21 protein-coding genes, 1 tRNA gene and 1 riboswitch are annotated in these 22,879 nt (G+C 56.2%); of the genes, 6 read left to right on the plus strand and 16 right to left on the minus strand.

Annotation, left to right across the window (positions count from 1 at the left end):
- Positions 1-54: 54 nt before the first annotated feature.
- Positions 55-1,050 carry a molybdopterin-dependent oxidoreductase gene (locus HY282_06780; protein ID MBI3803451.1) on the plus strand — a complete coding sequence of 332 codons (996 nt, stop codon included), beginning with the start codon at positions 55-57 and terminating at the stop codon, positions 1,048-1,050.
- 3 nt (positions 1,051-1,053) lie between these two features.
- Here the strand turns inward: HY282_06780 and HY282_06785 are convergent, their stop codons facing one another.
- The 6 genes from HY282_06785 to HY282_06810 form a co-directional block, all read right to left on the minus strand.
- Positions 1,054-1,653, minus strand: coding sequence for a DedA family protein (locus HY282_06785; protein ID MBI3803452.1), 600 nt, complete (start codon positions 1,651-1,653; stop codon positions 1,054-1,056).
- 311 nt (positions 1,654-1,964) lie between these two features.
- Entirely contained in the window at positions 1,965-3,722 is a 1,758-nt protein-coding gene (aspS, locus tag HY282_06790; protein MBI3803453.1) for an aspartate--tRNA ligase, read from the minus strand.
- 739 nt (positions 3,723-4,461) lie between these two features.
- Positions 4,462-5,808, minus strand: coding sequence for a TldD/PmbA family protein (locus HY282_06795; protein MBI3803454.1), 1,347 nt, complete (start codon positions 5,806-5,808; stop codon positions 4,462-4,464).
- A 13-nt stretch (positions 5,809-5,821) separates the two neighbouring features.
- Positions 5,822-7,294 carry a metalloprotease TldD gene (gene tldD, locus HY282_06800; GenBank protein ID MBI3803455.1) on the minus strand — a complete coding sequence of 491 codons (1,473 nt, stop codon included), beginning with the start codon at positions 7,292-7,294 and terminating at the stop codon, positions 5,822-5,824.
- 65 nt (positions 7,295-7,359) lie between these two features.
- Positions 7,360-7,842: an acyl-CoA thioesterase gene (locus tag HY282_06805; GenBank protein ID MBI3803456.1), complete on the minus strand. Its 483-nt coding sequence runs from the start codon at positions 7,840-7,842 to the stop codon at positions 7,360-7,362.
- A 116-nt stretch (positions 7,843-7,958) separates the two neighbouring features.
- Positions 7,959-8,735: an SDR family oxidoreductase gene (locus tag HY282_06810; protein MBI3803457.1), complete on the minus strand. Its 777-nt coding sequence runs from the start codon at positions 8,733-8,735 to the stop codon at positions 7,959-7,961.
- A 199-nt stretch (positions 8,736-8,934) separates the two neighbouring features.
- On the opposite strand from HY282_06810, the gene HY282_06815 reads away from it, so the two are divergent.
- Entirely contained in the window at positions 8,935-9,201 is a 267-nt protein-coding gene (locus tag HY282_06815) for a hypothetical protein (GenBank protein ID MBI3803458.1), read from the plus strand.
- Between the two features lie 93 nt (positions 9,202-9,294).
- On the opposite strand, the gene HY282_06820 is transcribed toward HY282_06815, so the two are convergent.
- The 6 genes from HY282_06820 to HY282_06845 all read right to left on the minus strand — a co-directional run bounded on the left by HY282_06820 (position 9,295) and on the right by HY282_06845 (position 14,876).
- Complete coding sequence (locus HY282_06820) at positions 9,295-9,999, minus strand: HAD-IA family hydrolase (protein MBI3803459.1); 705 nt, start codon at positions 9,997-9,999, stop codon at positions 9,295-9,297.
- Between the two features lie 24 nt (positions 10,000-10,023).
- A complete protein-coding gene (locus tag HY282_06825; GenBank protein ID MBI3803460.1) occupies positions 10,024-10,992 on the minus strand; it encodes a ketopantoate reductase family protein in 969 nt (322 codons plus the stop codon).
- Between the two features lie 188 nt (positions 10,993-11,180).
- The gene (gene fbp, locus HY282_06830) at positions 11,181-12,164 is read right to left on the minus strand and encodes a class 1 fructose-bisphosphatase (GenBank protein MBI3803461.1); all 984 of its coding nucleotides are present in this window, start codon (positions 12,162-12,164) and stop codon (positions 11,181-11,183) included.
- 33 nt (positions 12,165-12,197) lie between these two features.
- Complete coding sequence (locus HY282_06835; GenBank protein MBI3803462.1) at positions 12,198-13,121, minus strand: homoserine kinase; 924 nt, start codon at positions 13,119-13,121, stop codon at positions 12,198-12,200.
- Positions 13,122-13,164: 43 nt separating this feature from the next.
- Complete coding sequence (locus tag HY282_06840; GenBank protein ID MBI3803463.1) at positions 13,165-14,178, minus strand: LOG family protein; 1,014 nt, start codon at positions 14,176-14,178, stop codon at positions 13,165-13,167.
- A gap of 317 nt (positions 14,179-14,495) precedes the next feature.
- The gene (locus HY282_06845) at positions 14,496-14,876 is read right to left on the minus strand and encodes a response regulator (protein ID MBI3803464.1); all 381 of its coding nucleotides are present in this window, start codon (positions 14,874-14,876) and stop codon (positions 14,496-14,498) included.
- A gap of 284 nt (positions 14,877-15,160) precedes the next feature.
- A riboswitch (TPP riboswitch) is annotated at positions 15,161-15,264 on the plus strand.
- Positions 15,265-15,381: 117 nt separating this feature from the next.
- Here HY282_06845 and thiC point away from each other — a divergent pair.
- Genes thiC through HY282_06860 form a run of 3 tightly spaced genes read left to right on the plus strand, consistent with a single transcriptional unit; the run spans position 15,382 to position 18,714 of the window.
- Positions 15,382-17,286: a phosphomethylpyrimidine synthase ThiC gene (thiC, locus tag HY282_06850; GenBank protein ID MBI3803465.1), complete on the plus strand. Its 1,905-nt coding sequence runs from the start codon at positions 15,382-15,384 to the stop codon at positions 17,284-17,286.
- Between the two features lie 29 nt (positions 17,287-17,315).
- Positions 17,316-18,110 (plus strand): thiazole biosynthesis protein, encoded by a 795-nt coding sequence (locus HY282_06855; protein ID MBI3803466.1) that lies wholly within the window; start codon positions 17,316-17,318, stop codon positions 18,108-18,110.
- A gap of 43 nt (positions 18,111-18,153) precedes the next feature.
- Positions 18,154-18,714, plus strand: a complete 561-nt coding sequence (locus HY282_06860; GenBank protein MBI3803467.1) for a hypothetical protein — start codon at positions 18,154-18,156, stop codon at positions 18,712-18,714.
- A gap of 437 nt (positions 18,715-19,151) precedes the next feature.
- On the opposite strand, the gene HY282_06865 is transcribed toward HY282_06860, so the two are convergent.
- Entirely contained in the window at positions 19,152-20,438 is a 1,287-nt protein-coding gene (locus HY282_06865) for an adenylosuccinate synthase (GenBank protein MBI3803468.1), read from the minus strand.
- Positions 20,439-20,649: 211 nt separating this feature from the next.
- Between HY282_06865 and HY282_06870 the strand changes: the two genes are divergently transcribed.
- A tRNA-Ala gene (locus HY282_06870) sits at positions 20,650-20,725 on the plus strand.
- Positions 20,726-21,216: 491 nt separating this feature from the next.
- Here the strand turns inward: HY282_06870 and HY282_06875 are convergent.
- The 3 genes from HY282_06875 to HY282_06885 all read right to left on the minus strand — a co-directional run bounded on the left by HY282_06875 (position 21,217) and on the right by HY282_06885 (position 22,621).
- Complete coding sequence (locus HY282_06875) at positions 21,217-21,840, minus strand: DUF2238 domain-containing protein (protein ID MBI3803469.1); 624 nt, start codon at positions 21,838-21,840, stop codon at positions 21,217-21,219.
- 25 nt (positions 21,841-21,865) lie between these two features.
- Positions 21,866-22,153, minus strand: coding sequence for a hypothetical protein (locus HY282_06880; protein MBI3803470.1), 288 nt, complete (start codon positions 22,151-22,153; stop codon positions 21,866-21,868).
- 195 nt (positions 22,154-22,348) lie between these two features.
- Entirely contained in the window at positions 22,349-22,621 is a 273-nt protein-coding gene (locus tag HY282_06885; GenBank protein MBI3803471.1) for a hypothetical protein, read from the minus strand.
- Positions 22,622-22,879 lie beyond the last annotated feature (258 nt).

Genomic DNA, 22,879 nt, shown 5'->3' on the forward strand with positions numbered 1-22,879 from the left:
CCAGATCCGAGTCGTCCGTTGCAATTTCCCCGACGCGTCGATATAATCGCCCCTATGAACCTCCTCGATCGGCGGAATTTTCTCCGTTACAGTAGCCTCGGCATCTTCGCCACCCTCTTCACCCGCAAGGTCGAAGCGGCGACCTTTCTGATGAAGAAATTCTTGGCCCTTCCCCCGAAAGAGGTCCCCTTCATCACTTCCAACGAAAATTTCTACGTCGTCAATTACTCAAAGCCGCCTCAGGTCGATCTGGACGGCTGGGCGCTGCAGATCACCGGCAAGGTGGAGCGACCGCTTCGGCTCACCTATCTAGAGCTTCTCTCCCGCCCCGCCGTCGAAAAGGTGGTAACCCTCGAATGCATCGACAATGAGGTCGCGGGAGAGCTGATCAGCAATGCCCTCTGGAAAGGGGTGTCGCTCAAAAGCCTGCTTCAGGAGGCCAAGCCGCTGACGACGGCGCAAGATGTGGCGATGTTTGGCGCGGAAGCCTACTCCGACAGCATCACCCTCGATCGCGCGATGAATTACGACGTCTTTCTCGCGTATCAAATGAACGGGGCGACGCTGTCGAAGGAGCACGGCTATCCGCTGCGGGCGGTGGTGCCGGGATTGTACGGAATCAAGAATGTAAAATGGTTGACGAAGATTGAAGTGGTCGATGAAGACTACAAAGGCTATTGGCAGCAAAAGGGATGGACCGACGAAGCGACGATTAAGGTGACCTCTCGGATCGATGCCCCCGGCGCATATAATACGATAAAGCCGGGATATCTCTTTCAAGGAATCGCCTTCACCGGTGGATATGGCATCAGCACCGTCGAGCTCTCCTTCGACGGCGGAAAGAGCTGGGAACGGGCCGCGCTGGAGCCCCCTCCCTCGATGTATTCTTGGGTCTTCTGGAAATACGAGTGGAAAGATCCGACGCCGGGGAGCTACCAAGTCTTCTCAAAAGCGACCGACAAGCTCGGGCGGACCCAAACCGCCTTCGTCGCCCGCGCCTTTCCCGACGGCACCTCCGGACTTCACTCCGTCGTCACCTTCGTCGAGTAGCCGTCACCGCTTCGAATCGGGTTTCTCCTCAAGCCGCCTCTCCCCTCGAACCAGCCAATAAACCAGTCCGACCACCACCGCCACGGCGAACAAGAGGCTCAGGCTTTTTGGGATCAGCGGAGAAGCGTGCAGAGCCAGCTCGGTGGCGCTGTAGCCAAGGCCGAAGATCACCCCGGACCAGATGAAACAATTGATCAGCTCCAGCCCGGCAAAGATCGGCCACGGCATGCCAGCGAGCCCGATCGCCACGGCGCCGACGATCCGCATTCCGTAAAGGTATTGAAGGAGAAAAATGCTCAATGTCGGATGGGTCTGGAGGAGCGAGAGCGCCCGATCGATCTTCGGTCGCCAGCGGGGAAGCCACGCCAACAGATCTCTCTCATGCATGTATCGGCCCAAGGCGTAGAAGACGAGATGCCCGACATACGCGCCGAGGGCGCCGACCAGCCAGACGCGCGAAGCCGACAGGAGATGCTCGCGCGCCAGTCCGCCGGCAATCAAAAGGATCGCCTCTCCTTCGAAAAAGGTGCCGAGCAGAACACCCCAAAGGCCATAGTATTGAAGCAGCTCGATGAGAGACATCACGAACCCTTCCTGCTGCATCTACCGCTTCATTATCGCCGAACGGGTCGGAAGGCCGCAAGCCCCGCCGAAAAATTAAGATAAAGAACCCCGCCCTATATGTTAGGGCTCGACCAGAGGAAATCGATGTTGAACGGTTCTTATCTGTTGATGGAACATCCGTCGGTGTAAAAGTAGCGCTTGTGTACAGGGAAAGGACCCATCCCGGTCCTCAGAGGACTTCCTTTTCGAAACCCAAAATATGCGGTTCCCCGCCTAAAAGGCGGGGCCTAGGACTGAAGTAAAATAAAGGTCGGCACAAAAGCGCACGAGGCGTTCTGTCGAGCGCTTCCTTATTCTGTGCTCTTGATGTGAAGCTCTTTGAGCTGCCGGAGATCGACCTCGGAAGGGGCGTTCGTCATGAGGCAGATTCCCTTTTGGGTCTTTGGGAAAGCGATCACATCCCGGATCGAGTCGACGCCGGCGAGAATCGCCGTCAGCCGATCGAACCCGAACGCGATGCCGCCGTGCGGGGGCGCTCCGTACTGAAGCGCTTGAAGGAGAAAACCAAACTTGGCCTCGGCCTCCGGTTTGGTGATGCCGAGCAGATCGAACATCTTCGACTGAACATCGTTCTGATGAATACGAATGCTTCCGCCGCCGATTTCGGTCCCATTTAAAACGATGTCGTACGCTTTGGCCCGCGCCCGAAGGGGGTCGGTCGACAACAGCGGGATGTCCTCATCCATCGGAGAGGTGAACGGATGGTGCATCGCCACATAGCGCTTTTCGGTTTCGTCATATTCCAGCAGCGGGAAATCGGTTACCCAGAGGAGCTTGAGCGCCTTCGGATCGATCAGGTTGAGCCGCCGGGCGATGACGAGACGAAGGTGTCCGAGGACTTCATAGACCACTTTTTCCCGATCGGCGACAAAGAGGAGGAGGTCCCCCGGCACCGCTTCCAGCCGCTGCCCGATTTCATTGAGCATCTCCGGTTTGAAGAACTTGGCGATCGGCGCCTCCATTCCTTCCGGCGTTACCTTCATCCAGGCAAGCCCCTTGGCGCCGCGTCCGGTCGCCTCCAGCGTCAGCGCATCGAGCTCCTTCCGGGAGAGGGTCGCCAATCCCTTCGCATTGATCCCATGGACCCGCCCCTTCTGCTCGACCGCGTCACGGAAGACTTTAAATTCAGAGCGCGCCGCGATGTCGGAGAGGTCTTTTAATTCCAGCCCGAATCGAAGGTCGGGCTTGTCGACGCCGAACCGGCTCATCGCCTCCTGATAGGTCATCCGCGGGAAAGGGGTTTCAAGTTGAATCCCTTTTACCTCGAAGAGGACGGTCCGGACCATCTCTTCCGTCAGAGTCAGGATGTCCTCCCGCTCGATGAATGACATCTCGATGTCGATCTGGGTAAATTCCGGCTGGCGATCGGCGCGGAGGTCTTCATCCCGGAAGCAGCGGACGATCTGGTAGTAGCGGTCGAATCCAGAAATCATCAAAATCTGCTTGAAGAGTTGCGGCGACTGCGGCAGCGCATAAAACTGGCCGACGTTCAACCGGCTCGGGACGAGGAAATCGCGCGCCCCTTCCGGCGTGCTCTTTGTAAGAAAAGGGGTCTCTATCTCTAGAAATTGATGCGCGTCGAGAAAGCGGCGAACCGCCTTTGAAAGGTTGTGACGGAGGATGAAATTCGCCTGGACCGATCTCCGTCGCAGGTCGAGGTAGCGGTATTGAAGCCGAAGCGATTCGGACGGCTCCTTCTCCTCTTCGATCGAAAAGGGGGGGGTCAATGCGGCGTTGAGGATGGTTAGATCGCTGGCATGGACCTCAATCTCCCCAGTGGGAAGCTCTCGATTCTCCGTTCCCGCGGGCCGGCGGATCACTTTGCCGTCGACCTGAATCACATACTCCGATCGGAGCTGATGCGCCCGCTGATGAATCTCCTCGGAGAGCTGCGGGTTGAAGACGACCTGGACCAGCCCTTCCCGATCCCGAAGATCGATAAAGATGAGCCCCCCATGATCGCGCCGGCGATGGACCCACCCCACCAGCGTGACCTCTTTTCCAACCTGCGCCGCGGTCACGGCACCGCAATATTCCGTCCGTTTCATCCGTCTATACCTTCCCTGAAATGCACTGGCGTGCAGATTAACACGCGGGATTTCCCTTGTCAACGCGCGGAAAAATTTTTGAACGATTTTGCTTATTTCAGGAAGTTTAATGAGAGGATCAAGAACGTCGGAATAGGGTGCTGCTCTTGACCCACCTGCCTTAAAGTCGTCGGGTTTTACCCCACCCCCCACCGTGGGGGCCGACTGCCCGGCCGTTTATCATCTGTGGGGCCGGCGCAAGGAGAAGAAGATGGATTTCCGATCGTTACACCCGGTGCGCCTTGCCCCACTCCCAAGGCCTCCCCGTGCAGCCGGGGGAGAGATCCCCCCGCACCCCCTTACGGTCACAACTTGCACCACGCACGGAAGAGCGCCGTGGATGGTGCTTCGACAGGTGACCTGATTCGGTAGGTGAGGCGTCTGATATAAAACGCAGCAGACTGGGGGGGGCGTAGTACGCCCTTGCCGCGCAGTCGCTTACGCCCCTTTTTTAAACAGACCTGGAATCGGGTTTATCTCCTCGAAGGGGGGCAGAGGGGAAGCCTTGGGTATGGGGCAGGGCACACCGAGTGTGAGGATCGGAAATCCACCTTCTTCTGCCGGCGCCGGTCCCACAGCATATCAACCATGGCAAAACGGCCCCACGCCTTGCATGTCGTGGGACGTGGGGCGAAGCCCCATTCCAATATCCGATGATCTTAATTCTTAAGCAGGACAGTATCGATTCACCAGCGACGATCTAATTGCCGGCGACTGTCATACGGGAGATTTTAAGGGTCGGTGCGGCGGTGCGCCGCCACGGATTAAGATCATTGCCGATCATCTCGATCTGCTTGTACATCTCTTTGAGATTGCCGGCGATGGTGATCTCTTCCACCGGATAGGCGAGCTCCCCGTTTTCAATCCAGATTCCGACCGCGCCGCGGGAGTAATCGCCGGTGACCATGTTCACGCCGAAGCCGATCAGCTCCGTCACATAGAGCCCCGCCTTTACCGACCGGACGATCTCTTGCGGGGTATACCGCCCCGGCTTCAGGTGAAAATTGCTCGATCCGGCCGAGGGGGGATCGCCGATGCCTCGGACCGCGCTGCCGGTCGAAGCGAGCCCCAGCTTTTTGCCGGAATAGGTGTCGAGCAGATAGGTTTTAAGGACCCCGTTTTCAATGACGGTCTTTTTATAAGAGGGAAGTCCCTCCCCGTCAAAGGGACGGGAGCCGAGCCCTGACGGAAGGGTCGGATCGTCTTCAATCGTCACGTCGGCCGAGGCGATCTGCTTTCCCAATTGATCGATCAGGAACGAGGCCCCCTTATAAATCGAATAGCCCGAGACCGCTGAAGCGAGGTGTCCCACCAGCGAGGAGGAGATCTCGGGATCGAAAATCACCGGCACCTCTTGGGTGGTGACCTTTCTCGCCCCCAGCCGTCGGAGGGTCCGCATCGCCGCCGTCTTCCCGACCGCCTCCGGCGATTCCATCTCTTTATATTTTCTCCGGGAGGAGTACCAATAGTCGCGCTGCATCTGGCCGTCTTGCGTCGCAATCGGCATCACCGAAAGAGACGCGCCGGTGGTCTGATAACTGCCATGGAAGCCGTTGCTGGCGGCGTAGAGAACGAGTGTATGATAGTGGCCGAACTCGGCCCCTTCCGAATTGGTGAGGCGCGGGTCTTGCTCCAGCGCCGCCCCCTCCGCCCGCCGGGCGATGTCGATCTTCTCCTCAATCGGGAGCTTCTCGACATCGGTGTCGGCCAGATCGCGCTCGGGGACGCTCTTCGCCAATAACTCCGGCGCCGGCAGTCCGGAAAAGGGATCCTCCGGGGTGATCTGCGCCAAGGTGCAGGTGTCCGACACCAGCCGGTCGAGCGATTCGTGGCTGAAGTCCGAGGTGGAGGTGATCGCCGACCGCTTCCCAAAAAAGATCCGGAGCCCGAGGCTCTTGCCACGGGCATTGCTGATCTTCTCGACCTCCCTCAGCCGGACCTGCGCCGAGAAGGAATCCCCCTCGACGACGATTAAATCTCCTGCGGTCGCCCCTTGTTTTTCCGCCTTCTTCAGTAGCTCTTCGGCGCGATTCAGATCGAATGCCATTTTTTCTCCACTGTTAGCTTTTGGTTCCGCCGACGGTCATCTCGGAGATCTTGATCGTCGGAAGCCCGACGCCGACCGGCACGCTTTGTCCGTCTTTCCCGCAGGTTCCGATTCCGGAGTCGAGGGAGAGATCGTTCCCGACCATCGTCACCTTGGTGAGGACGTCGGGTCCATTTCCGATCAAGGTCGCCCCCTTCACCGGACGGCCGATCTTTCCGTTCTCGATCAGGTAGGCCTCGCTCGCCGAGAAGACAAATTTTCCGCTGGTGATGTCGACCTGGCCGCCGCCGAACGAGACGGCATAAAGCCCTTTCCGGACCGATCGGAGGATCTCCTCGGGAGCGGACTCCCCGGCCAGCATGTAGGTGTTCGTCATCCGCGGCATCGGGCTGTGGGCGTAGCTCTCGCGCCGGCCGTTTCCGGTGAGCGGCATCTTCATCAACTTCGCATTCAGCCGGTCTTGGAGATAACCTTTCAAGATCCCCTTCTCGATTAAAACCGTCTTGCTGGTCGGGGTTCCTTCGTCATCGCAGTTGAGCGAGCCGCGGCGGGAGGGAAGGGTGCCGTCGTCGACGATGGTGCAAAGCTCCGACGCGACCCGCTGTCCGATTTTGCCGCTGAAGGCGGAGGTTCCTTTCCGATTGAAGTCGGCCTCCAACCCATGGCCGATCGCCTCATGAAGGAGGATGCCGGGCCAGCCCGGTCCGAGGACCACCTCCATCCCTCCCGCCGGCGCATCGATGGCGGAGAGGTTGACGATCGCCTGTCGCGCCGCCTCTCGGGTGTACTGCTCGAAGCGCTGCTCGTCGAGGAAATAGCCGAATTCATACCGCCCGCCGCCGCCGAAGCTCCCGACCTGGCGGTTCCCCTGCTCTTCCGCGATGCAGGTGACATTCAACCGCTCGAGCGGGAGGATGTCGCCGATGACGACCCCTTCGGAATTCGCGATCAAAATAATCTTGTACTCGCTGCTGAAGGAGGCCATGACCTTCTTGATTCGCGGATCGTATTGCCGGGCGATCCGGTCGATCTCTTCAAGGAGCTTGATCTTTCTCTCCACCGGCACCTCGATCGGCGGGGTTCCGACCGGGTAGAGATTTCTTTCCGGCGCGGTCACCTGATGCATCGGCACGGTTGCCGACGAACTCCCCTCCTCGGCGATATAGCGGGCGGTTTTGGCGGCGATGAGGAGCTGATCGGTGTTGATGTCGTCCGAATAGGCGTAGCCGGTCTTCTCCTGGGCGAGCGCCCGAACCCCGACCCCCTGGGAGACGTTTTTCGAGACCTTCTTGACGATCCCCTCTTCCAGGCTGATCGACTCGCTCGTCAGGTACTCGAAGAAGAGGTCGGCATAGTCGATCCGCTTCCCCAGCACCTTCCCCATCGCCGACTCCAACGAGGAGGTCGACAGACCATATTTCTCCAAGAAGAACTGGTCCGGTTTCTCCGGGTTGTTCGTCGGACTGTTTGCCGTTTTGTTCGTCATCTCTTTAAGTCCCTTCATAAAAGTGGCTGATTTTTATTAATTTTACAGGAGTGGGGCCGCTTCTTTCAAGTGCGACTTTTATTCAGCCGTTCCAAGCGCCTCTGCTTCCGCTCCAGCGCCTCTTCGTGGCGGCGCCGCTCTTCCTCCGTCGTCAGGATCAGCTTCGGCACCGGCACCGGACGGCCTTTGAGGTCGACGGCGACATAGGTCAAAATAGCGCTGCTCGTATGGACCCGCTCCCCGCTCAACCCGTTCTCGGAGTAGACTTCGACCCCCACTTCCATCGAGCTCTTTCCGGCGTAGTTCATCTGTGCCTTTAAGATCACCAAAAAGCCGAGGCGGACCGGGACGAGGAAGTCGAGCCCCTCCATTGAGGCGGTGACAATCGGCCTGCGGCTGTGCCGGTTGGCGACGATGGCGCCGACCATGTCGATCCAATGCATCAACGTGCCGCCGAGAAGGTTGCCGAGCATGTTCGTGTCGTTCGGCAGGATAATCTGAACCATTTCGGTCGCCGTTTCGGCCACCGTTTTTCCTTCTTCCGCCATTGTCCCTCCGATCAGATCGCGTCGATCACTTTATCAGCCCGTCATTCTCGATTAAACTTCGGGAACGACGGTCAAGTAAATAAATGGGTAAGGTCGTTCATTCTGAATCGCCTCTCTTACGCCGTCGTCGCCCCCCCGCAAATATTGAGGGCCTGTCCGGTCATCGCTTGAGAGGCCTCCGAGGCGAGGTAGACCGCCAGCTCCGCCACCTCGGCCCCTTCCGTGAACCGCTTCATCGGGATGGCGGCGACCGCCTGGCGACGGACCTCTTCCATCGACAGCCCGGCCCCCTCGGACCACTCTCTTAAACCGAGCTGCGCCATCTCGGTCTCCACCCAGCCGGGGCAGAGGGCGTTCACGGTGATGCCGCGGGAGACAACCTCGAGCGCGAGCGCACGGGTAAAGCCGATGATTCCATGTTTCGTCGTGCAGTAGGCGGTGTAGCCGGCGACCCCGAATTTTCCCAACACGGAAGAGAGGTTGATGATCCGTCCGTGGGAATGGTCTCTCATCTCCCGCAAAACCCGCTTGGTGACAGTGTAGGTTCCGGTCAGGTTGGTCTGAAGAATCGCCAGCCAGCGCTCATCCTTCTCTTGATCGATCGGGGTTTGGCCTGAGATCCCGGCATTGTTGACCAAAATCTCGATCGGTCCGAAGGCGCCGACCGCGTTGGCGACAAATTGATCGACGGAGCGGCGGTCGGTCACATCGACCTGAAAACCGGCAACCGGATACCCATCCTTCTGAAGCTTTTCGGCATAAGCCTTGTGGTGGTTCGGATTTCGTGAGCCGATGACGACCCGGGCCCCCTCTCTTAAAAATTGCTCGGTCATCGCCGCCCCAATTCCGGTACCCCCACCCGTAATGATGGCCACTTTATCTTTCAGTCTCATCGATCCTCCCGATAGCCTAAATGGTGTGAGTATATACGAAATAGGTTATTGTGATCGATCCGTTCACGGGTGTCGACCGTCTCTATCTATAAACATATGTTTTTACAGTGGAATTACAAAGCGCTTTGCTGAAAGAGAAGGCACAGCGCTTGCAAAATACTTTAAACGTTCTTACAACCACCAAACAGGAGGAGTTCGAATGAAGAAATTGATGATGTTCTTTGTTGCTGCCATGGTTGCCTTTAGCTTCGCCACCGTCAGCTTCGCAACGGGAGACCATAAGGTCTCCGGCGAAGTCACCAAGGTCGAAGGGGACATGGTCACCGTGAAGGACGACAAGGGCAAAGAGCACAAGATCCATACCGATAAGAGCACCAAGACCACCGGCGACATTAAGCAGGGTGCCAAGGTCGATGTGGACATGACCGACAAAGGTCACGCCACTGCAATTTCGGCGAAGAAATAGTCTGAACTCTCCGCGTTTTTCAAACACCTCTCCACTGTGTGCAACCCGGTGGAGAGGTGTTTTTTTATAGGGGGTCTCTCGATCATAGAGGGTCTACCATAGATGGTCTGCCAGGGCCTGTAGAGAAGAAATGCGTGGGACCGCCCGCTCGTTTGGATAGCGTCCTGTGCGATCGAGCAGGAGGACTTTCATCCCGATCTCCTGAGCCCCTTTGATATCGTGATCGGGGCTGTCTCCGATATAGAGCGACTCTGTCGGGAGGAGGCCTGCTTTCTTCAAGGCTTTCTTGAAGATTTCCGGCGACGGCTTGGCGACCCCTTCTTGGCTTGAGATCGTCACCGTCTGGAAGTAGCGGCGGATGCCGAGGGCGCTGCAGACCTCCTCGATCCGCGAATCGAAATTGGAAATAATGCCGAGCGGGTAACCCTCTTTGCTCAGGCGATCGAGGGTCTCTTTCGTATCAGGGAATAAGACCCACCCTTCGGCCCCCCTGAAAAAATGAAAAATCTCCTCAAAGAGCGGATCAAACTTCGGAAAGCGAATGTCATCGAAGACCGCCCGGACGATCCGGTACCACCACTCCTTCTCCCGGGCTTTCAACGCGGCCCCGCTCAGGCCGGGAAAGGCGAGCGGCGGGCTCCGTTTAAAGACCTCTCGGAAGCGCTGATTTAAGAGATCGGGCGCGACATCGATCCCATACTTCTTCGCAAAGCGGCTGTACTGGACGCCGACACCCTCTTTGACCTGAAATAAGGTGTCTCCCGCGTCAAAGAAGATTCCCTTGGCTTTATTCGACATTGTGATCCGCTCTGTCCGTCTGCTTTATCGTGTTTGATCCTGCGCGTTTGATCCTGCTCTTTTTTGTTCGAGCCCTTTGACCAAGCCATAGAGGGTGCGGTGGGTTGCCACCGGAATGCCCCGCCGCTCCCCGCGGCGGATCAGATCGCCGTTGAGATGATCGATCTCGGTCGGTTTTCCTCCCTTGAAATCTTCATACATCGACGTGTGGTATTCCCTGAACTGCGAGGAAACGGTGATCGTCTCGTCGATGGTCTTCTCCTTGAGAGCGATCCCCTCACTCGCCGCCACGGCGATGATCTCCGCGATCGCTTGACGAACGATTTCCAGAAGCGGCGGAGAATCGAGAATCAGGGAGATCGGATGATCGAGGATCACCGACAGCGGATTAAAAGTCGCATTCCAGCAGAGCTTCTCCCACTTCGCTTTCATGATCTGACCGGTGAGGGTGCATTGAATTCCGGCGTCCGAGAGGAGCTGATGGATTTGCGCCGCGCGTTCGCTCTTCTCCCCCGAGCGCTCACCGACGGAGATGATCCCTCTTCGGAAATGCTCCACCACCCCCGGCGCCGCCAGGCGCGAGGTGATGTAGGCGACCCCGGCGACGAAGCACTCTTTTTTATAAAAATCAAAAATCCGCTCTTCGGAATCGACCCCGTTCTGCAGCGTCAGAAGGGTCGCTCCCCGTTCGACGAGCGGCGCAATCTCTTCGAGGACCGGGAGAAGGTCATAGGCTTTCACCGCCATAATGATCAGGTCGGCCGATTGCATCTCCGAGCGCTTTTGAACCAGGGTGGGATGAACGGTAAAGTCGCCGGAGAAGCTCTTGATCTGCAGCCCCTTTTTTTGGATCGCCTGGAAGGTTTGGGGACGGACCAAGAAGGTGACGTCGGCGCCCGACCGGCAGAGGAGGGCGCCGAAATAGCCGCCGACCGCGCCGGCGCCGACGATCAAGATCTTTTCAAATTTTTTCTGAGAGGGTGTTGCCGCCATGTCATCCTGAATCGGTCGGAAGTCAAGTCGCTTCCCGCCGTCTGAGCCTCGCTCTTTATAAAGTATTCCATCCAGATCTCTAACACGGTGATTCAAGAAGTGTCAAGCCGACCGGACGAGATAGACTGAGATGAAGGTGAAAATGAAGCGGCCGGAAAGGGCGATCCGATCCTCTCCTTTGTATCGGGTTATTTTCCGCGGCAGAAGGACTCGGCCTCTTTCACATCTTCGGCGCTCCCGATGATCAAGGGAACTTTTTGATGGAGCGATTCGGGCTTGATGTCAAGGATCGGCTGGGTGCCGGTCGTCGCGCGCCCTTGCGCCTGCTCGACGATGAAGGCGAGCGGGGCGGCTTCATAGAGGAGGCGAAGCTTCCCGTGTGGGTTCCTGCTGTCGCCGGGATAGAGGAAGATTCCCCCCTTCAGAAGGTTGCGGTGGAAGTCGGCGACGAGCGAGCCGACATAGCGGGCGGTGGCGCCGCTCTTCTTCATCCCCTCGATGTAGCGCTTCATCCCGTTTTCCCAGAGCGGCGCGTTCCCGTCGTTGATGCTGTAGATTTTTCCCCTGGAAGGGATTTTTATGTCTTCATGAGAGAGTAGGAACTCTCCGATGCTCGGGTCGAGCGTGAATCCATGGACGCCGTAGCCGGTGCTGTAGACCATCATCGTCGACGAGCCGTAGATGATATAGCCGGCGCCGACCTGATCGCGGCCGGGCTGAAGAAAATCGTCCATCGTCGCTTCGTTCCCGCCGCTCTTTCGGCGATGGATGGAGAAGATGGAGCCGATGCTGATATTGACGTCGATATTCGAGGAGCCATCGAGCGGATCAAAGACCAGAACATATTTTCCCTTGGGATGAGGATCGGGAATTTGATAGATTCCTTCCAACTCTTCGGAGGCGAAGCCGATCAGGTGGCCGGTATGGCTGAGCGTTTTGATGAATGTTTCGTTGGCAAAATCATCAAGCTTCTGGACCCGCTCGCCATGGACATTTTCTCTCCCCTGGTAGCCGAGGATGTCGATGAGGCCCGCTTTATTGACCTCTCTTGAGAGGATCTTGGCGGTCGTGGCGATCTCGGCCAACAGCCCGGTGAAATCGCCGGTCGCTTTAGGATAGTGCTTCCGTTGCTGTTCAATGAGAAATCGAGTGAGAGTGGTCCCCAGCTCCATCGCTTGCTCCTCTTGGGTATAATGGACGAACCCTTATTTCACCATCCGCGCGCCCAGCCGGTCCATCTGGGCGATTCGTATCTCCGAAAGAACCTGGTGTCCTTGAAATGCTCTTTCCATGGCCTTCCCGATCTTCTCCCCCTTCTTCGAATCGTCGGTGACCGCAAAGATCGAAGCCCCCGCGCCGGAGATCGAACAGCCGAAGGCCCCTGCCGTCAAAGCGGCCTTTTTAACATCTTCAAAGCCTTTAATCAAGGGGGCGCGGGCCGGCTCGGCAACCCGATCTTGTATCGACCGGCCGAATCGAACCGGGTCTTTTTTCGCAACCGCCCAGGTGATCATCGACGCATAAGCCATGTTCGAGATAAAGTTCTCCATCGGAATCATCCGGGGAAGCACGCGTCTCGACTCTCTCGTGAGAAGGGGAAAATCGGGGGTCGCGATGATGATCACCGCCTTATCGATCCGTCCCAACGGAACGACCTCTTTGGTAAAAGGATTGTTCCAGGTGATCCCTCCCATCATCGACGGCCCGACATTGTCGAGAAAGAAACCCCGGCTGACCTGCGATTCGGCCACCGCCGCCAGCGGGATCAATTCGGCCTTGGAGAGCTTCTCCCCGAAGAGGAGGTTGACCGCATAAGCCCCGGCCACCGCGCTCGCGGCGCTGCTCCCCAGCCCGGTTCCCGGAACCCCTTTGTGAAGGGTGAGTTGAACCCCTTCCCGAATTCCCAAATGGGTCAGGACGGTTTGTACCGCGATTCCGGCGGTGTTTTCCTCGGCCTTATACGATAGACGGCCGCGGTCTCCGGTGATTTCCGTGATCGAGACCCCCGGCTCGGACCGCCGCATCGCCGTGACCGTGTCTCCCATTCCTGCGAGCGCCATCCCCAATACGTCGAATCCCGGGCCGATGTTTCCTACCGACGCAGGGGCAAAGACACGAACCGACTTCATTCGAACTCCTTATGCAGGGAGGGACGAGGAACATCCTTCCGGTTCAATGCTGATTAATGACGTCGATCAGTTGGCGCAGGCGGCCAAAATCTCTTCGGTTGAAGTTAAAGACAAGACGGGGAAGCGAGAGGAGCTTCGGCTCATTTGCTTCATCGGGAAGCGGACCGCTTGCGGCAAACTCTCCGCTGACGAGGATGTCGGAGAAAGATTGGTTCAAACGGTCCAACAGGGTCGGCTCCGCCGTTTTATTCATCCGAATCACCAATTGATCTCGAACAAACCGAAGCGAGTGGTAATTTCGATAGAAGCCGACGATCTCCTCTACGGCGACGTCGATTTGATCTGTGACCTTGAACAGGTTTAGATCTTCTTCCGAGATCAGCCCGCGTGCGAGGAGCTCATCCTCGACATAGACGCGCCACGCCTTCCAGTAGGTCCCGCCGGGAGAGTCGACAAAGACGAGCGGGATCGGGCTGGTCTTCCCCGTTTGAAGGAGGGTCAGCGCCTCAAATCCCTCGTCATGGGTCCCGAAGCCGCCCGGGAAGAGCGCGATGGCGCTCGCCTCTTTGATGAAAAAGAGCTTCCGGGGGAAGAAATATTTGAAGGTCATCAACTTCGGATCGTTCTCGATAAACTCGTTTGCGGCCTGCTCGAACGGGAGATGGATGTTCAATCCGAAGCTGTTGCTTCGTCCGGCTCCCCCCTGAACGGCGCGCATGATCCCCTCGCCGGCGCCGGTGATGACCATGAATCCCTTTGCCGTAATCTTTCTGGCAAACTCTTCCGCATGCTGATAGATTGGCTCCGTCGGCCGGGTTCGCGCCGAACCGAAGACGCTCACCTTGCGGAAATCTTTATAGGGAGCGAAGAGCTTAAACCCGTACCGCATCTCTTTGAGCACGGTATGGATGATCTTCAGATCCCCGCGGGTGGCATGATTTTTTGAGAGGGTCAGTGCCGTCACGATAATCTCACGGATGAGATCTTCATTCTCGGTGGGACCGGACGTGAGGTGGATGAGGTCGATGATACGTTCTTGAAGTTCTTTTAGATCCATTCTTTAATTATGCACCTGGGGCCTTTATCGTGAGCAGAGGCTGCGTAAACCGTATTGATTATTATTTATCAACCTGCCGTTGCTGTCAATATAAAATCCTGTTTTTGGTGTGGTAACGGCCATGTCGCTCCTTTTTTTTGACCGATCGGATACAAACCGCTCCATTTGGAGCTTCCGGTGATGATACCGGTTGAAAGGCTTTTATTGAACGGTTTTGAAAGGAGGGCTCGATGTGATCTTATTGGAAGATGAGAAGTGGCCTCTCCTGATTTTCTTTCCCATCGTTTGAACTTCCGACAGGTGGCGAGGACAAAAAACTACTCGGCTTCCTGGCCCAGGGCCTCTTCAAGGATCGATTCCAACTCCGCCATGCGGAACGGTTTGTTCAAAAAATAGTCGATCCGTTTCGACTCGATATCTTGAGCCGCATCCTGATAAGAAGCGCTGGTTAAGATCACCGTGAGCGGTTTTGAAAAAGCTTTTACCCGGTCGGCGACCTCAAGGCCCGACATCTCCGGCATCACGTAGTCGACCAGAACGGCCTGGACTTCATTTTCCCGGCAGAGTTCCAAGCCTTTCGGTCCGTCTTGCGCCAACAAAGGGGTATATCCCAAACAGGTCAATGCCTCGCCAAAGAAATCAAGGGTCGAGTCATGGTCGTCGATGACGACGATTCTTCCCTTTGTCGCGACGGGCATCGTTATCTCAGGATCGATTATTTTTGTTGATCGGATCATCTTCTCCCCTCTTCTTATTGAAGAACTTGAGCAACAACTGTGCCCCGAAAGCGAAGAGACAGGTAAGAAACTAAATTGTTGATTTATTGTGGTTCTCCCCATTTTGATCGGTTGAGGTGGGACGCTTTGCTGTATTCAATGTCCATTTCACGTCGTGCCGATATGTAAGCAATTACCCAATCGATCGCTTTAAGTCCAAGAACAAAATAAAATTGACTCAGCGGGAGGGGTGTGACATAATGACATTCAATTTCCAGGGGTGCCGCACGGCTGAGAGTTCCGAGCTTCGGAACAACCCTTTGAACCTGATCTGGGTAATGCCAGCGAAGGGAACACGGTTTATCCTCTTGACGAGGCCGCACCCTTTGAGGGCGCGGCCTTTTTTATTTTTTTATTACTTTATAAATAGGTTTTCGGAAATCCGTTTTAGACAAAAATAACCTCTCGCAGGAAGGACAAAGCTGCCATGAAAGAGACGACATCGAATCCGAATGGAACCGATCCAACCCTGACCGCTCAGAAGGAGACCGATGCGAGTTTGCTGACAACCGCCCCCTACCCTTCTTCTCGGAAGAGGTATGTGAAAGGAACCCAACCGGGGGTCCGGGTGGCGATGCGCGAAATCCTCCAGACCCCGACCCGCTCCGCAAAAGAGGGAACGCTCCAAGAGAACGTCCCGGTGGTGGTCTACGACACCTCCGGACCGTATACCGACCCGACCGCAAAGATCGATATCCGAAAGGGGCTCTCGCCGCTTCGCGTCCATTGGATCTGGGACCGGGGAGATGTCGAAGCGCTCTCCGACATCTCCTCCGATTATGGACGGCGGCGGGCGGCCGATCCCGCGCTCGAAGAAATCCGCTTCCGGGATTTGCGGAAGCCGCTTCGCGCGAGACCGGGAAGCAACGTCACCCAGATGCATTATGCCAAGAAGGGGATGATCACCCCCGAGATGGAATACATCGCCATCCGTGAAAACCAGATGCTGGAGTTTGCCCGGTCCAATCCGCAATTGGCATCGCAGCATCCCGGAAATGGATGGGGAGCCGGTATTCCCGCCGTCATCACCCCGGAGTTCGTTCGAGACGAGGTGGCGCGGGGCCGGGCGATCATTCCTTCCAACATCAATCACCCCGAATTGGAGCCAATGATCATCGGCCGCAATTTTCTGGTAAAGATCAACGCCAATATCGGAAACTCGGCGATCGCCTCCTCGATCGAAGAAGAGGTGGAGAAGATGATCTGGTCGATCCGGTGGGGATCCGACACGGTCATGGACCTCTCCACCGGAAAGAACATTCATGAGACCCGCGAGTGGATCATTCGAAACTCCCCGGTGCCGATCGGGACGGTCCCGATCTATCAGGCGCTGGAGAAGGTCGGCGGCAAAGTCGAAGCGCTGAGCTGGGAGATCTACCGCGACACCCTCATCGAGCAGGCGGAGCAGGGGGTCGATTACTTTACCATCCATGCCGGCGTGCTGCTCCGGTATGTTCCCCTCACCGCGCAGCGGGTCGCCGGCATCGTCTCGCGCGGCGGGTCGATTTTAGCGAAGTGGTGCCTGGCGCATCATCAGGAAAATTTCCTCTACACCCACTTTGAAGAGATCTGCGAGATCATGAAAGCGTATGATGTCTCCTTCAGTTTGGGAGACGGTCTCCGGCCGGGTGCGGTGGCCGATGCGAACGATGCGGCGCAATTCGCCGAATTGGAAACGCTCGGCGAGCTGACGAAGGTCGCCTGGAGACACGATGTCCAGACGATGATCGAAGGTCCCGGACATGTCCCGATGCAGATGATCCAGGTGAACATGGAAAAGCAGCTCAAAGAGTGTCACGAGGCGCCGTTCTATACCCTCGGTCCCCTCACCACCGACATCGCTCCCGGCTACGATCACATTACCTCCGGGATCGGCGCCGCAATGATCGGCTGGTTCGGCTGCGCCATGCTCTGCTATGTCACCCCGAAAGAACATCTCGGTCTTCCGACCAAAGAAGATGTGAAGACCGGCGTCATCACCTACAAGATCGCAGCACACGCCGCCGATCTGGCGAAGGGACATCCGGGCGCGCAGGCGCGCGACAACGCCCTCTCCAAGGCCCGCTTTGAATTCCGGTGGGAAGATCAATTTAATCTCTCGCTCGATCCGGAGACGGCCCGATCTTTCCATGACGAAACCCTCCCTGCGGAGGGGGCGAAGGTCGCCCACTTCTGCTCGATGTGCGGCCCCCATTTCTGCTCCATGCGGATCACCGAAGATGTCCGGGACTATGCGCAAAAGAAAGCGCTCGACGCGCAGGCTGCCCTGGAGTTGGGGATGATCGAGAAAGCCGAGGAGTTCAAAAAGAAGGGGTCGGAGATTTATCAATAGTTGGAACCGGTTGTCGTGAGGGTGTCATCATGAAGGAGAGAGAGATTCAGCCACTGCGCGAAGCGGAGATCACCCGGACAATCGCGCGGGAGTATTTTAAAGAATTCGATCAGATGATCGAGTCCGACGTGATCATCGTCGGCGCAGGTCCCTCCGGGCTCGTCTGCGGCCGGGATCTGGCTTCATCCGGATTGAAGGTGGTGATCATCGAACAGCTGAATCACCTCGGCGGCGGTTTCTGGAACGGCGGCTATCTGATGAACAAGGCGACGATCGCCCATCCGGCGCAAGAAATTTTGGAAAAGATCGGCGTTCCGGTCAAACGGATCTCTAAAGAAATGTACATCGTCGATCCCCCTCATGCGACGGCCAAGCTGATCGGATCGGCCTATGATGCTGGCGTCAAGGTGATGAACATGACGAAGGTGGTCGATCTCGTTTTACGAGGCGAGGAAAATCGGATGGAAGGGGTCGTCGTCAACTGGTATCCGCTCGAGGCGATGGGGCACGACGCCGCTCATGTCGACCCGATCGCGCTCGAATCGAAAATCGTCGTTGATGCCACCGGACATGACGCCGTCACGTTGCAACTCCTCACCAAACGGAATCTTTATCCGCAGATTCCCGGCAACGGCGCGATGTGGGTCGATCGATCGGAGGAGGAGGTGATGGAAAAAACCGGCGAGGTTTATCCAAATCTCTTCGTCATCGGCCTTTCGGTGGCCGCCGTTTATGGAACCCCCCGGATGGGGCCGGCGTTCGGATCGATGCTCCTCTCGGGCCGCAAAGGGGCGGAGCTGATCCGGAAAAAATTAAAAAGATAGATCGTGCGAGCGGCGCGAAGACCGCGCCGCGGATCGTCCTGCCATGACGAAAATTGTTGCCTTCGGCGACAGCCTCACTGTCGGTTATCTCTCCCCGTTTGAATCTGCCCCCTATGCCTTGTTTCTTAAACCGCTCCTCGGCCCGGAGGTCGAGATCGCTCTCGCCGGCGTCAGCGGCGAGACAACCGCCGACATGCTCCGCCGATTCGACCGGCAGGTGATTCGGGCGGCCCCCCGCTATGTGATTGTGCTGGGCGGGACCAACGATATCGGCTGGGGGATCGCAACCGATGAGATCGTCCAAAACCTCCTTCAGATGTATCAGGCCGCCCTCCAGGCGGCGATCATCCCCGTCGCCTGCGCCATCCCTTCTCTCCTCGGCGCGGATGACTTCATCCCTCCCCGCCTTGATTTGAATCGCAGGATCGGTCAAGAAGCGGCGCGTCTAAAAATCCCTTTCGCCGACCTCTTCACCCCCACCGCCGATGCGGGGGGGCGCCTCTTGGAGAGGTACTCTCAGGATGGGCTTCATCTGACACCGGAAGGGTATCATCAAATGGCCCGCATTCTCTCTGAATCTGTTTTTAAGATGAGAAGGGATTGACCGTGAAGCGGGCCGATTTTTGATCGGCCCGCTCGCGAGACTCAAGGTGGAATGACCCTGATTCGTTTTATTGCGACGAGGTAGGGGGGAGGTGAATGAGGGCCATCCCACCAGCCGTCCCCTTCAACCGCTTAAGCGAGATCGAAGGGAAGGACCGACTGTTTGAATTGTCCAGAGGGTTTATCTATTCCTCTATGAAAATCTACCAGATGTATTAAGCAAACATCGTTCCAAATAATTTTTTAAGGCAGGAGATCGAAATCAATCAGGGTAGGATGGTCTTTGAGGCTGAAAAGAGAAACCTTGAGGGATGAATTCCTTGGAGGAGATCCCCAGAATGAGACGCTTCGGCAATCATTCGCCCAAGATATGCAGAAGATGTGCAACCCCTTTCCGGAGAAATGAGCGTTCACGAAAGAATGCGGCGGTGGAATAACTTATTGAAAGGGATTCTGAAGGACGATCGTCTCTCCCCGTTTCGAGCTGGTTGAAACGAGATCGATTCGGCAGCCGACCTTCTCTGAAAGGGCTTCCAGATAAATTTTCGCATTTTTGGGAAGTCGGTTGTACGAGGTCGTTCCGGTCGTCGGCTCGCTCCAGCCAAGGAAGCGTTCGTAAATAGGCGTGCATTTCTCGAGAACTCTTAAAGAGGAGGGCATCTCGCGATAGACCTTTCCTTCGAAGTCATAACCGACGCAGATCTGAATTTCCGGAATGCCGTCGAGCACGTCGAGCTTGGTAATCGCCAAAGAGGTCAGGGCATTAACCCGGACGGCGTAACGGACCGAGACGACGTCGAACCATCCGCAGCGTCGGGGCCGGCCGGTCGTCGCGCCGAATTCCTTCCCCTTCGACCGCAAGGTCTCCCCCATTTCATTCGTCAACTCGGATGGAAAAGGCCCGCTCCCGACCCGCGTCGTATATGCTTTGGCCACCCCGAGGACCTTATTGATCCGGGTCGGTCCGACGCCGGTTCCGGTGCAGGCGCCCCCGGCCGTCGCGTTGGAAGAGGTGACATAGGGATAGGTTCCCAGGTCAACATCAAGGTGGGTCCCCTGCGCCCCCTCGAAGAGAAGATGATAACCGCGATCAATCGCTTCGTTGATCAGCTGGGTCGTGTCGGCGATATACGGTTTGATCCGGTCTGTGTATCCCATGTACTCCTGATAAACCTTGTCGAGATCAAAGCCCTTCACCTTATAAAGCTGTTCGAGGAAGTAATTCATCTCGATCAAGTTGGCGGCGAGCTTCTCCCGGAACAATTCCGGATCGAGCAGATCGACGACGCGGATCCCGATCCTCGCCATCTTATCGGCGTAAGCGGGACCGATCCCCCGACCGGTCGTCCCGATCTTGCGGGTCCCTTTCACCTTCTCGCTCTCTTTATCGATCGCCTTGTGGTATGGCATGATCAGGTGGGCCGACTCGCTGATGAAGAGGCGGCCTGTCACGGAGATCCCGTGCGTGGAGAGGGTCTCAATTTCTTCCAACAACGCCCCCGGATCGACCACCACTCCGTTTCCAATCACCCCGAATTTGCCGGGATGAAGAAGGCCGGTCGGTATTAAATGAAGGACGATGACCTGGTTCCCGTTGACCACGGTATGTCCGGCATTGTGCCCTCCCTGATATCGGACGACATAATCGGCCGATTCGGAGAGAAGATCGACGATCTTCCCCTTTCCTTCATCCCCCCACTGTGTCCCAATCACCACCAGATTCATCTCTACTTTTCCTTGATCAGATCATTAAACAAAGCAGTTTATCCATACGAGCCACACGAGCCACAACCGGACGAGCCACAACCGGTCACAAAAAAAGGCCGATCGGCCTTTAAGGCACCCATCATAGGCTTTATCATTTTTGTTGTCAAGACAAAGCCTTGACATCTTTCAGGTTTGGATGGTATTATCCTCTCCACTGCAACATCTATATGGGGCTGTAGCTCAGCTGGGAGAGCACAAGGCTGGCAGTCTTGGGGTCAGGGGTTCGATCCCCCTCAGCTCCACCAAATAAATTGAGGAGTTAGCCGACAAGGGTTAACTCCTTTTTTATTGAAGTGTCTAGTTTTTGCAAGAAGATTCCTGATCGCCACATCTTTATTCCTCCTTTTGATAAGTCATCCGGCCGCATATTGTTTCTCCCAAGCATCGCTCTCTTCGTTCTCAATAAGTAATCTGCATACCTTGCCGTTCACATCCCAAAACATCTCTATCAATTTAAATTGTGTTTTGCTGCGAATCAACTTCGCATCCTTCCCACGCGCTGCCACCGCTACTACGCAGCGGAGGAGCGTATCGGGCCGGCAATTTAAGGCAATTTAAGTATTTGGCATCTTCAGAGGGATTCAGCCCAGGGCATCGAGGTTGCACTCGAATCCATTGAGGCTTCACGATGAAAGCGAAGGAACTGTTTGTTGGAAAGCGATCTGAAGATTCTTGGGTTTGGAGGGAAGCTGTGGTGGGACTTGGATCTGCGCTCAGGATAAAGGTCTCGGGCTTATTATTTCAACTGCCTCAATTCCCTATCGTGGCGGCGAGAAAGGGTCAGCTGCGCGGTGAGGGCACCGATGAGGGCGCAAAACATATCCCATTGGGTGTCCCAAACATCCCCCTGTGTTCCCAAAAAATCATTGGCCGACTCTCCTTGCACCAGAGCGGTCCACCACTCAAACAGCTCGTAGAATGCGCTAAATGCCAAGCAGACAGAGGTCACGAGGAAAAAGAGCCACTTGCCGGGATGGAGGGGTGTGCGTCGGAGGAGAATCTCCCGGGCCAGAATGGCGGGAACAAATCCTTGGGCGAGGTGGCCGAGTCGATCATAGTGATTGCGGGTGAAATGGAAGAGATCTTGAACCCAGAAACCGATCGGAACCCGCGCATAGGTGTAATGGCCCCCGACCATGAGAATGATCGCATGAATGAAGAGAAGCCGATACAACAGCGGGGTCAGCGGAAAGCGCCGGTGGCTTAGAATCAGGAGTGGGAAGCCGATGAGGATTGGAAAGGTCTCTAAAATCCAGGTGAGTCGATCATAGGAATCAACATCGGATATGATTAGCCCGACAACTGCAAGCGCTAATAAGACGAGTGGCTCTTTGTGATCCCCCTTCTGGTCCTTTTTCATGAGCTTGCTGATCCACCTCGTATAATCATCTATCTTTACGAGTTCCTGGATAGGATATCATGTTTATCCCAAAGCATGGCCCCACCTCCAGCCGCAGGCCCCACACGGCGGGTATCAAGGCCGCGATCAATGCACTGGTCAGGAGAATGAACATCTGATACGAGCCGGTCGGGTCGACTTCGATATTCATGGGGATCTCCTGTTTGTCGGTGATTAAAACCCCTTCGGATGCGCTTGCCGTTTCCCGATACGCAGCGCCATCGCCAGCGGAAATCCATCCAGGATGAAACAGAGCAAAACCGCTGTGGTCCAAAGATATTAACCTCCACGATCTAGAACTCCTCCCCCATCGCATCCGTTCAACCGCACGTTCGATGCGCTGACGCAGGGACGTATTCATTCAGAGGCTTCGGCCCACAGAGACTGAACCGGATCTGCCTTCATCCTGCGCACTCTCTTTTTCGCCATCGTCATTTCTCAAAATCTTTTAGAGCTACTCTCCCTTCCCTCATCCCGAGGCGCTCTCTGCCCGGCGAAAGGTTCGCCAGCGATGCAGCGCCGCCAGAGCAATCATGGCGAATATCTCCGGGAGGAAGTAAGAATATAACCGCTTCACGAGCAATTGCTGAACGATCGCCGCGAGAAAAACACCATAGAAGAGATAGGAAGAGGTCAGGGTATAAAGAAAGCCGTCCAGGATAAAGGAGGGATGTTCTCCTTTCAAAGAAGCACCGGTCAACAACACCAGCGCGATCACGAGAAGAAAGCGTAGAATTTCCAATCTCGATCATGGATCACGAAGTCTCCCGACCTTCATTCGGATGCGGTGTGATTCCCGCGATATGAATCTCTCGGCCAGGCTCTTTCGCTCTGTGTCCGAAAATAGATGCGCCCTTTGATTTGGCTTCGCAAGATTCTATTTTCCGAAACCAGATATTCAATGCGTGAGAGCAACTCTATCATTGATAGAATCCGGGATATAACCGAGAACTCTCTTCCAGTCCATTATATGTTCCCGTCAGGGTGGTGGTCTCGACAC

This window comes from Candidatus Manganitrophaceae bacterium (assembly GCA_016200325.1).
In the GTDB taxonomy this organism is placed as follows: Bacteria; Nitrospirota; Nitrospiria; order SBBL01; family Manganitrophaceae; genus Manganitrophus.

Coding starts and splice junctions, on each gene's coding strand:
- HY282_06840 (MBI3803463.1), bottom strand. CDS start 14,178: ATGGATCTAAAAGAACTTCAAGAACGTATCATCGACCTCATCCACCTC.
- HY282_06810 (MBI3803457.1), bottom strand. CDS start 8,735: ATGAGACTGAAAGATAAAGTGGCCATCATTACGGGTGGGGGTACCGGA.
- HY282_06860 (MBI3803467.1), top strand. CDS start 18,154: ATGACGAAAATTGTTGCCTTCGGCGACAGCCTCACTGTCGGTTATCTC.
- HY282_06855 (MBI3803466.1), top strand. CDS start 17,316: ATGAAGGAGAGAGAGATTCAGCCACTGCGCGAAGCGGAGATCACCCGG.
- HY282_06820 (MBI3803459.1), bottom strand. CDS start 9,999: ATGTCGAATAAAGCCAAGGGAATCTTCTTTGACGCGGGAGACACCTTA.
- HY282_06780 (MBI3803451.1), top strand. CDS start 55: ATGAACCTCCTCGATCGGCGGAATTTTCTCCGTTACAGTAGCCTCGGC.
- thiC (MBI3803465.1), top strand. CDS start 15,382: ATGAAAGAGACGACATCGAATCCGAATGGAACCGATCCAACCCTGACC.
- fbp (MBI3803461.1), bottom strand. CDS start 12,164: ATGGAGCTGGGGACCACTCTCACTCGATTTCTCATTGAACAGCAACGG.
- HY282_06825 (MBI3803460.1), bottom strand. CDS start 10,992: ATGGCGGCAACACCCTCTCAGAAAAAATTTGAAAAGATCTTGATCGTC.
- HY282_06875 (MBI3803469.1), bottom strand. CDS start 21,840: ATGAAAAAGGACCAGAAGGGGGATCACAAAGAGCCACTCGTCTTATTA.
- HY282_06785 (MBI3803452.1), bottom strand. CDS start 1,653: ATGCAGCAGGAAGGGTTCGTGATGTCTCTCATCGAGCTGCTTCAATAC.
- HY282_06835 (MBI3803462.1), bottom strand. CDS start 13,121: ATGAAGTCGGTTCGTGTCTTTGCCCCTGCGTCGGTAGGAAACATCGGC.
- HY282_06845 (MBI3803464.1), bottom strand. CDS start 14,876: ATGCCCGTCGCGACAAAGGGAAGAATCGTCGTCATCGACGACCATGAC.
- HY282_06795 (MBI3803454.1), bottom strand. CDS start 5,808: ATGGCATTCGATCTGAATCGCGCCGAAGAGCTACTGAAGAAGGCGGAA.
- aspS (MBI3803453.1), bottom strand. CDS start 3,722: ATGAAACGGACGGAATATTGCGGTGCCGTGACCGCGGCGCAGGTTGGA.
- tldD (MBI3803455.1), bottom strand. CDS start 7,294: ATGACGAACAAAACGGCAAACAGTCCGACGAACAACCCGGAGAAACCG.
- HY282_06815 (MBI3803458.1), top strand. CDS start 8,935: ATGAAGAAATTGATGATGTTCTTTGTTGCTGCCATGGTTGCCTTTAGC.
- HY282_06865 (MBI3803468.1), bottom strand. CDS start 20,438: ATGAATCTGGTGGTGATTGGGACACAGTGGGGGGATGAAGGAAAGGGG.
- HY282_06805 (MBI3803456.1), bottom strand. CDS start 7,842: ATGGCGGAAGAAGGAAAAACGGTGGCCGAAACGGCGACCGAAATGGTT.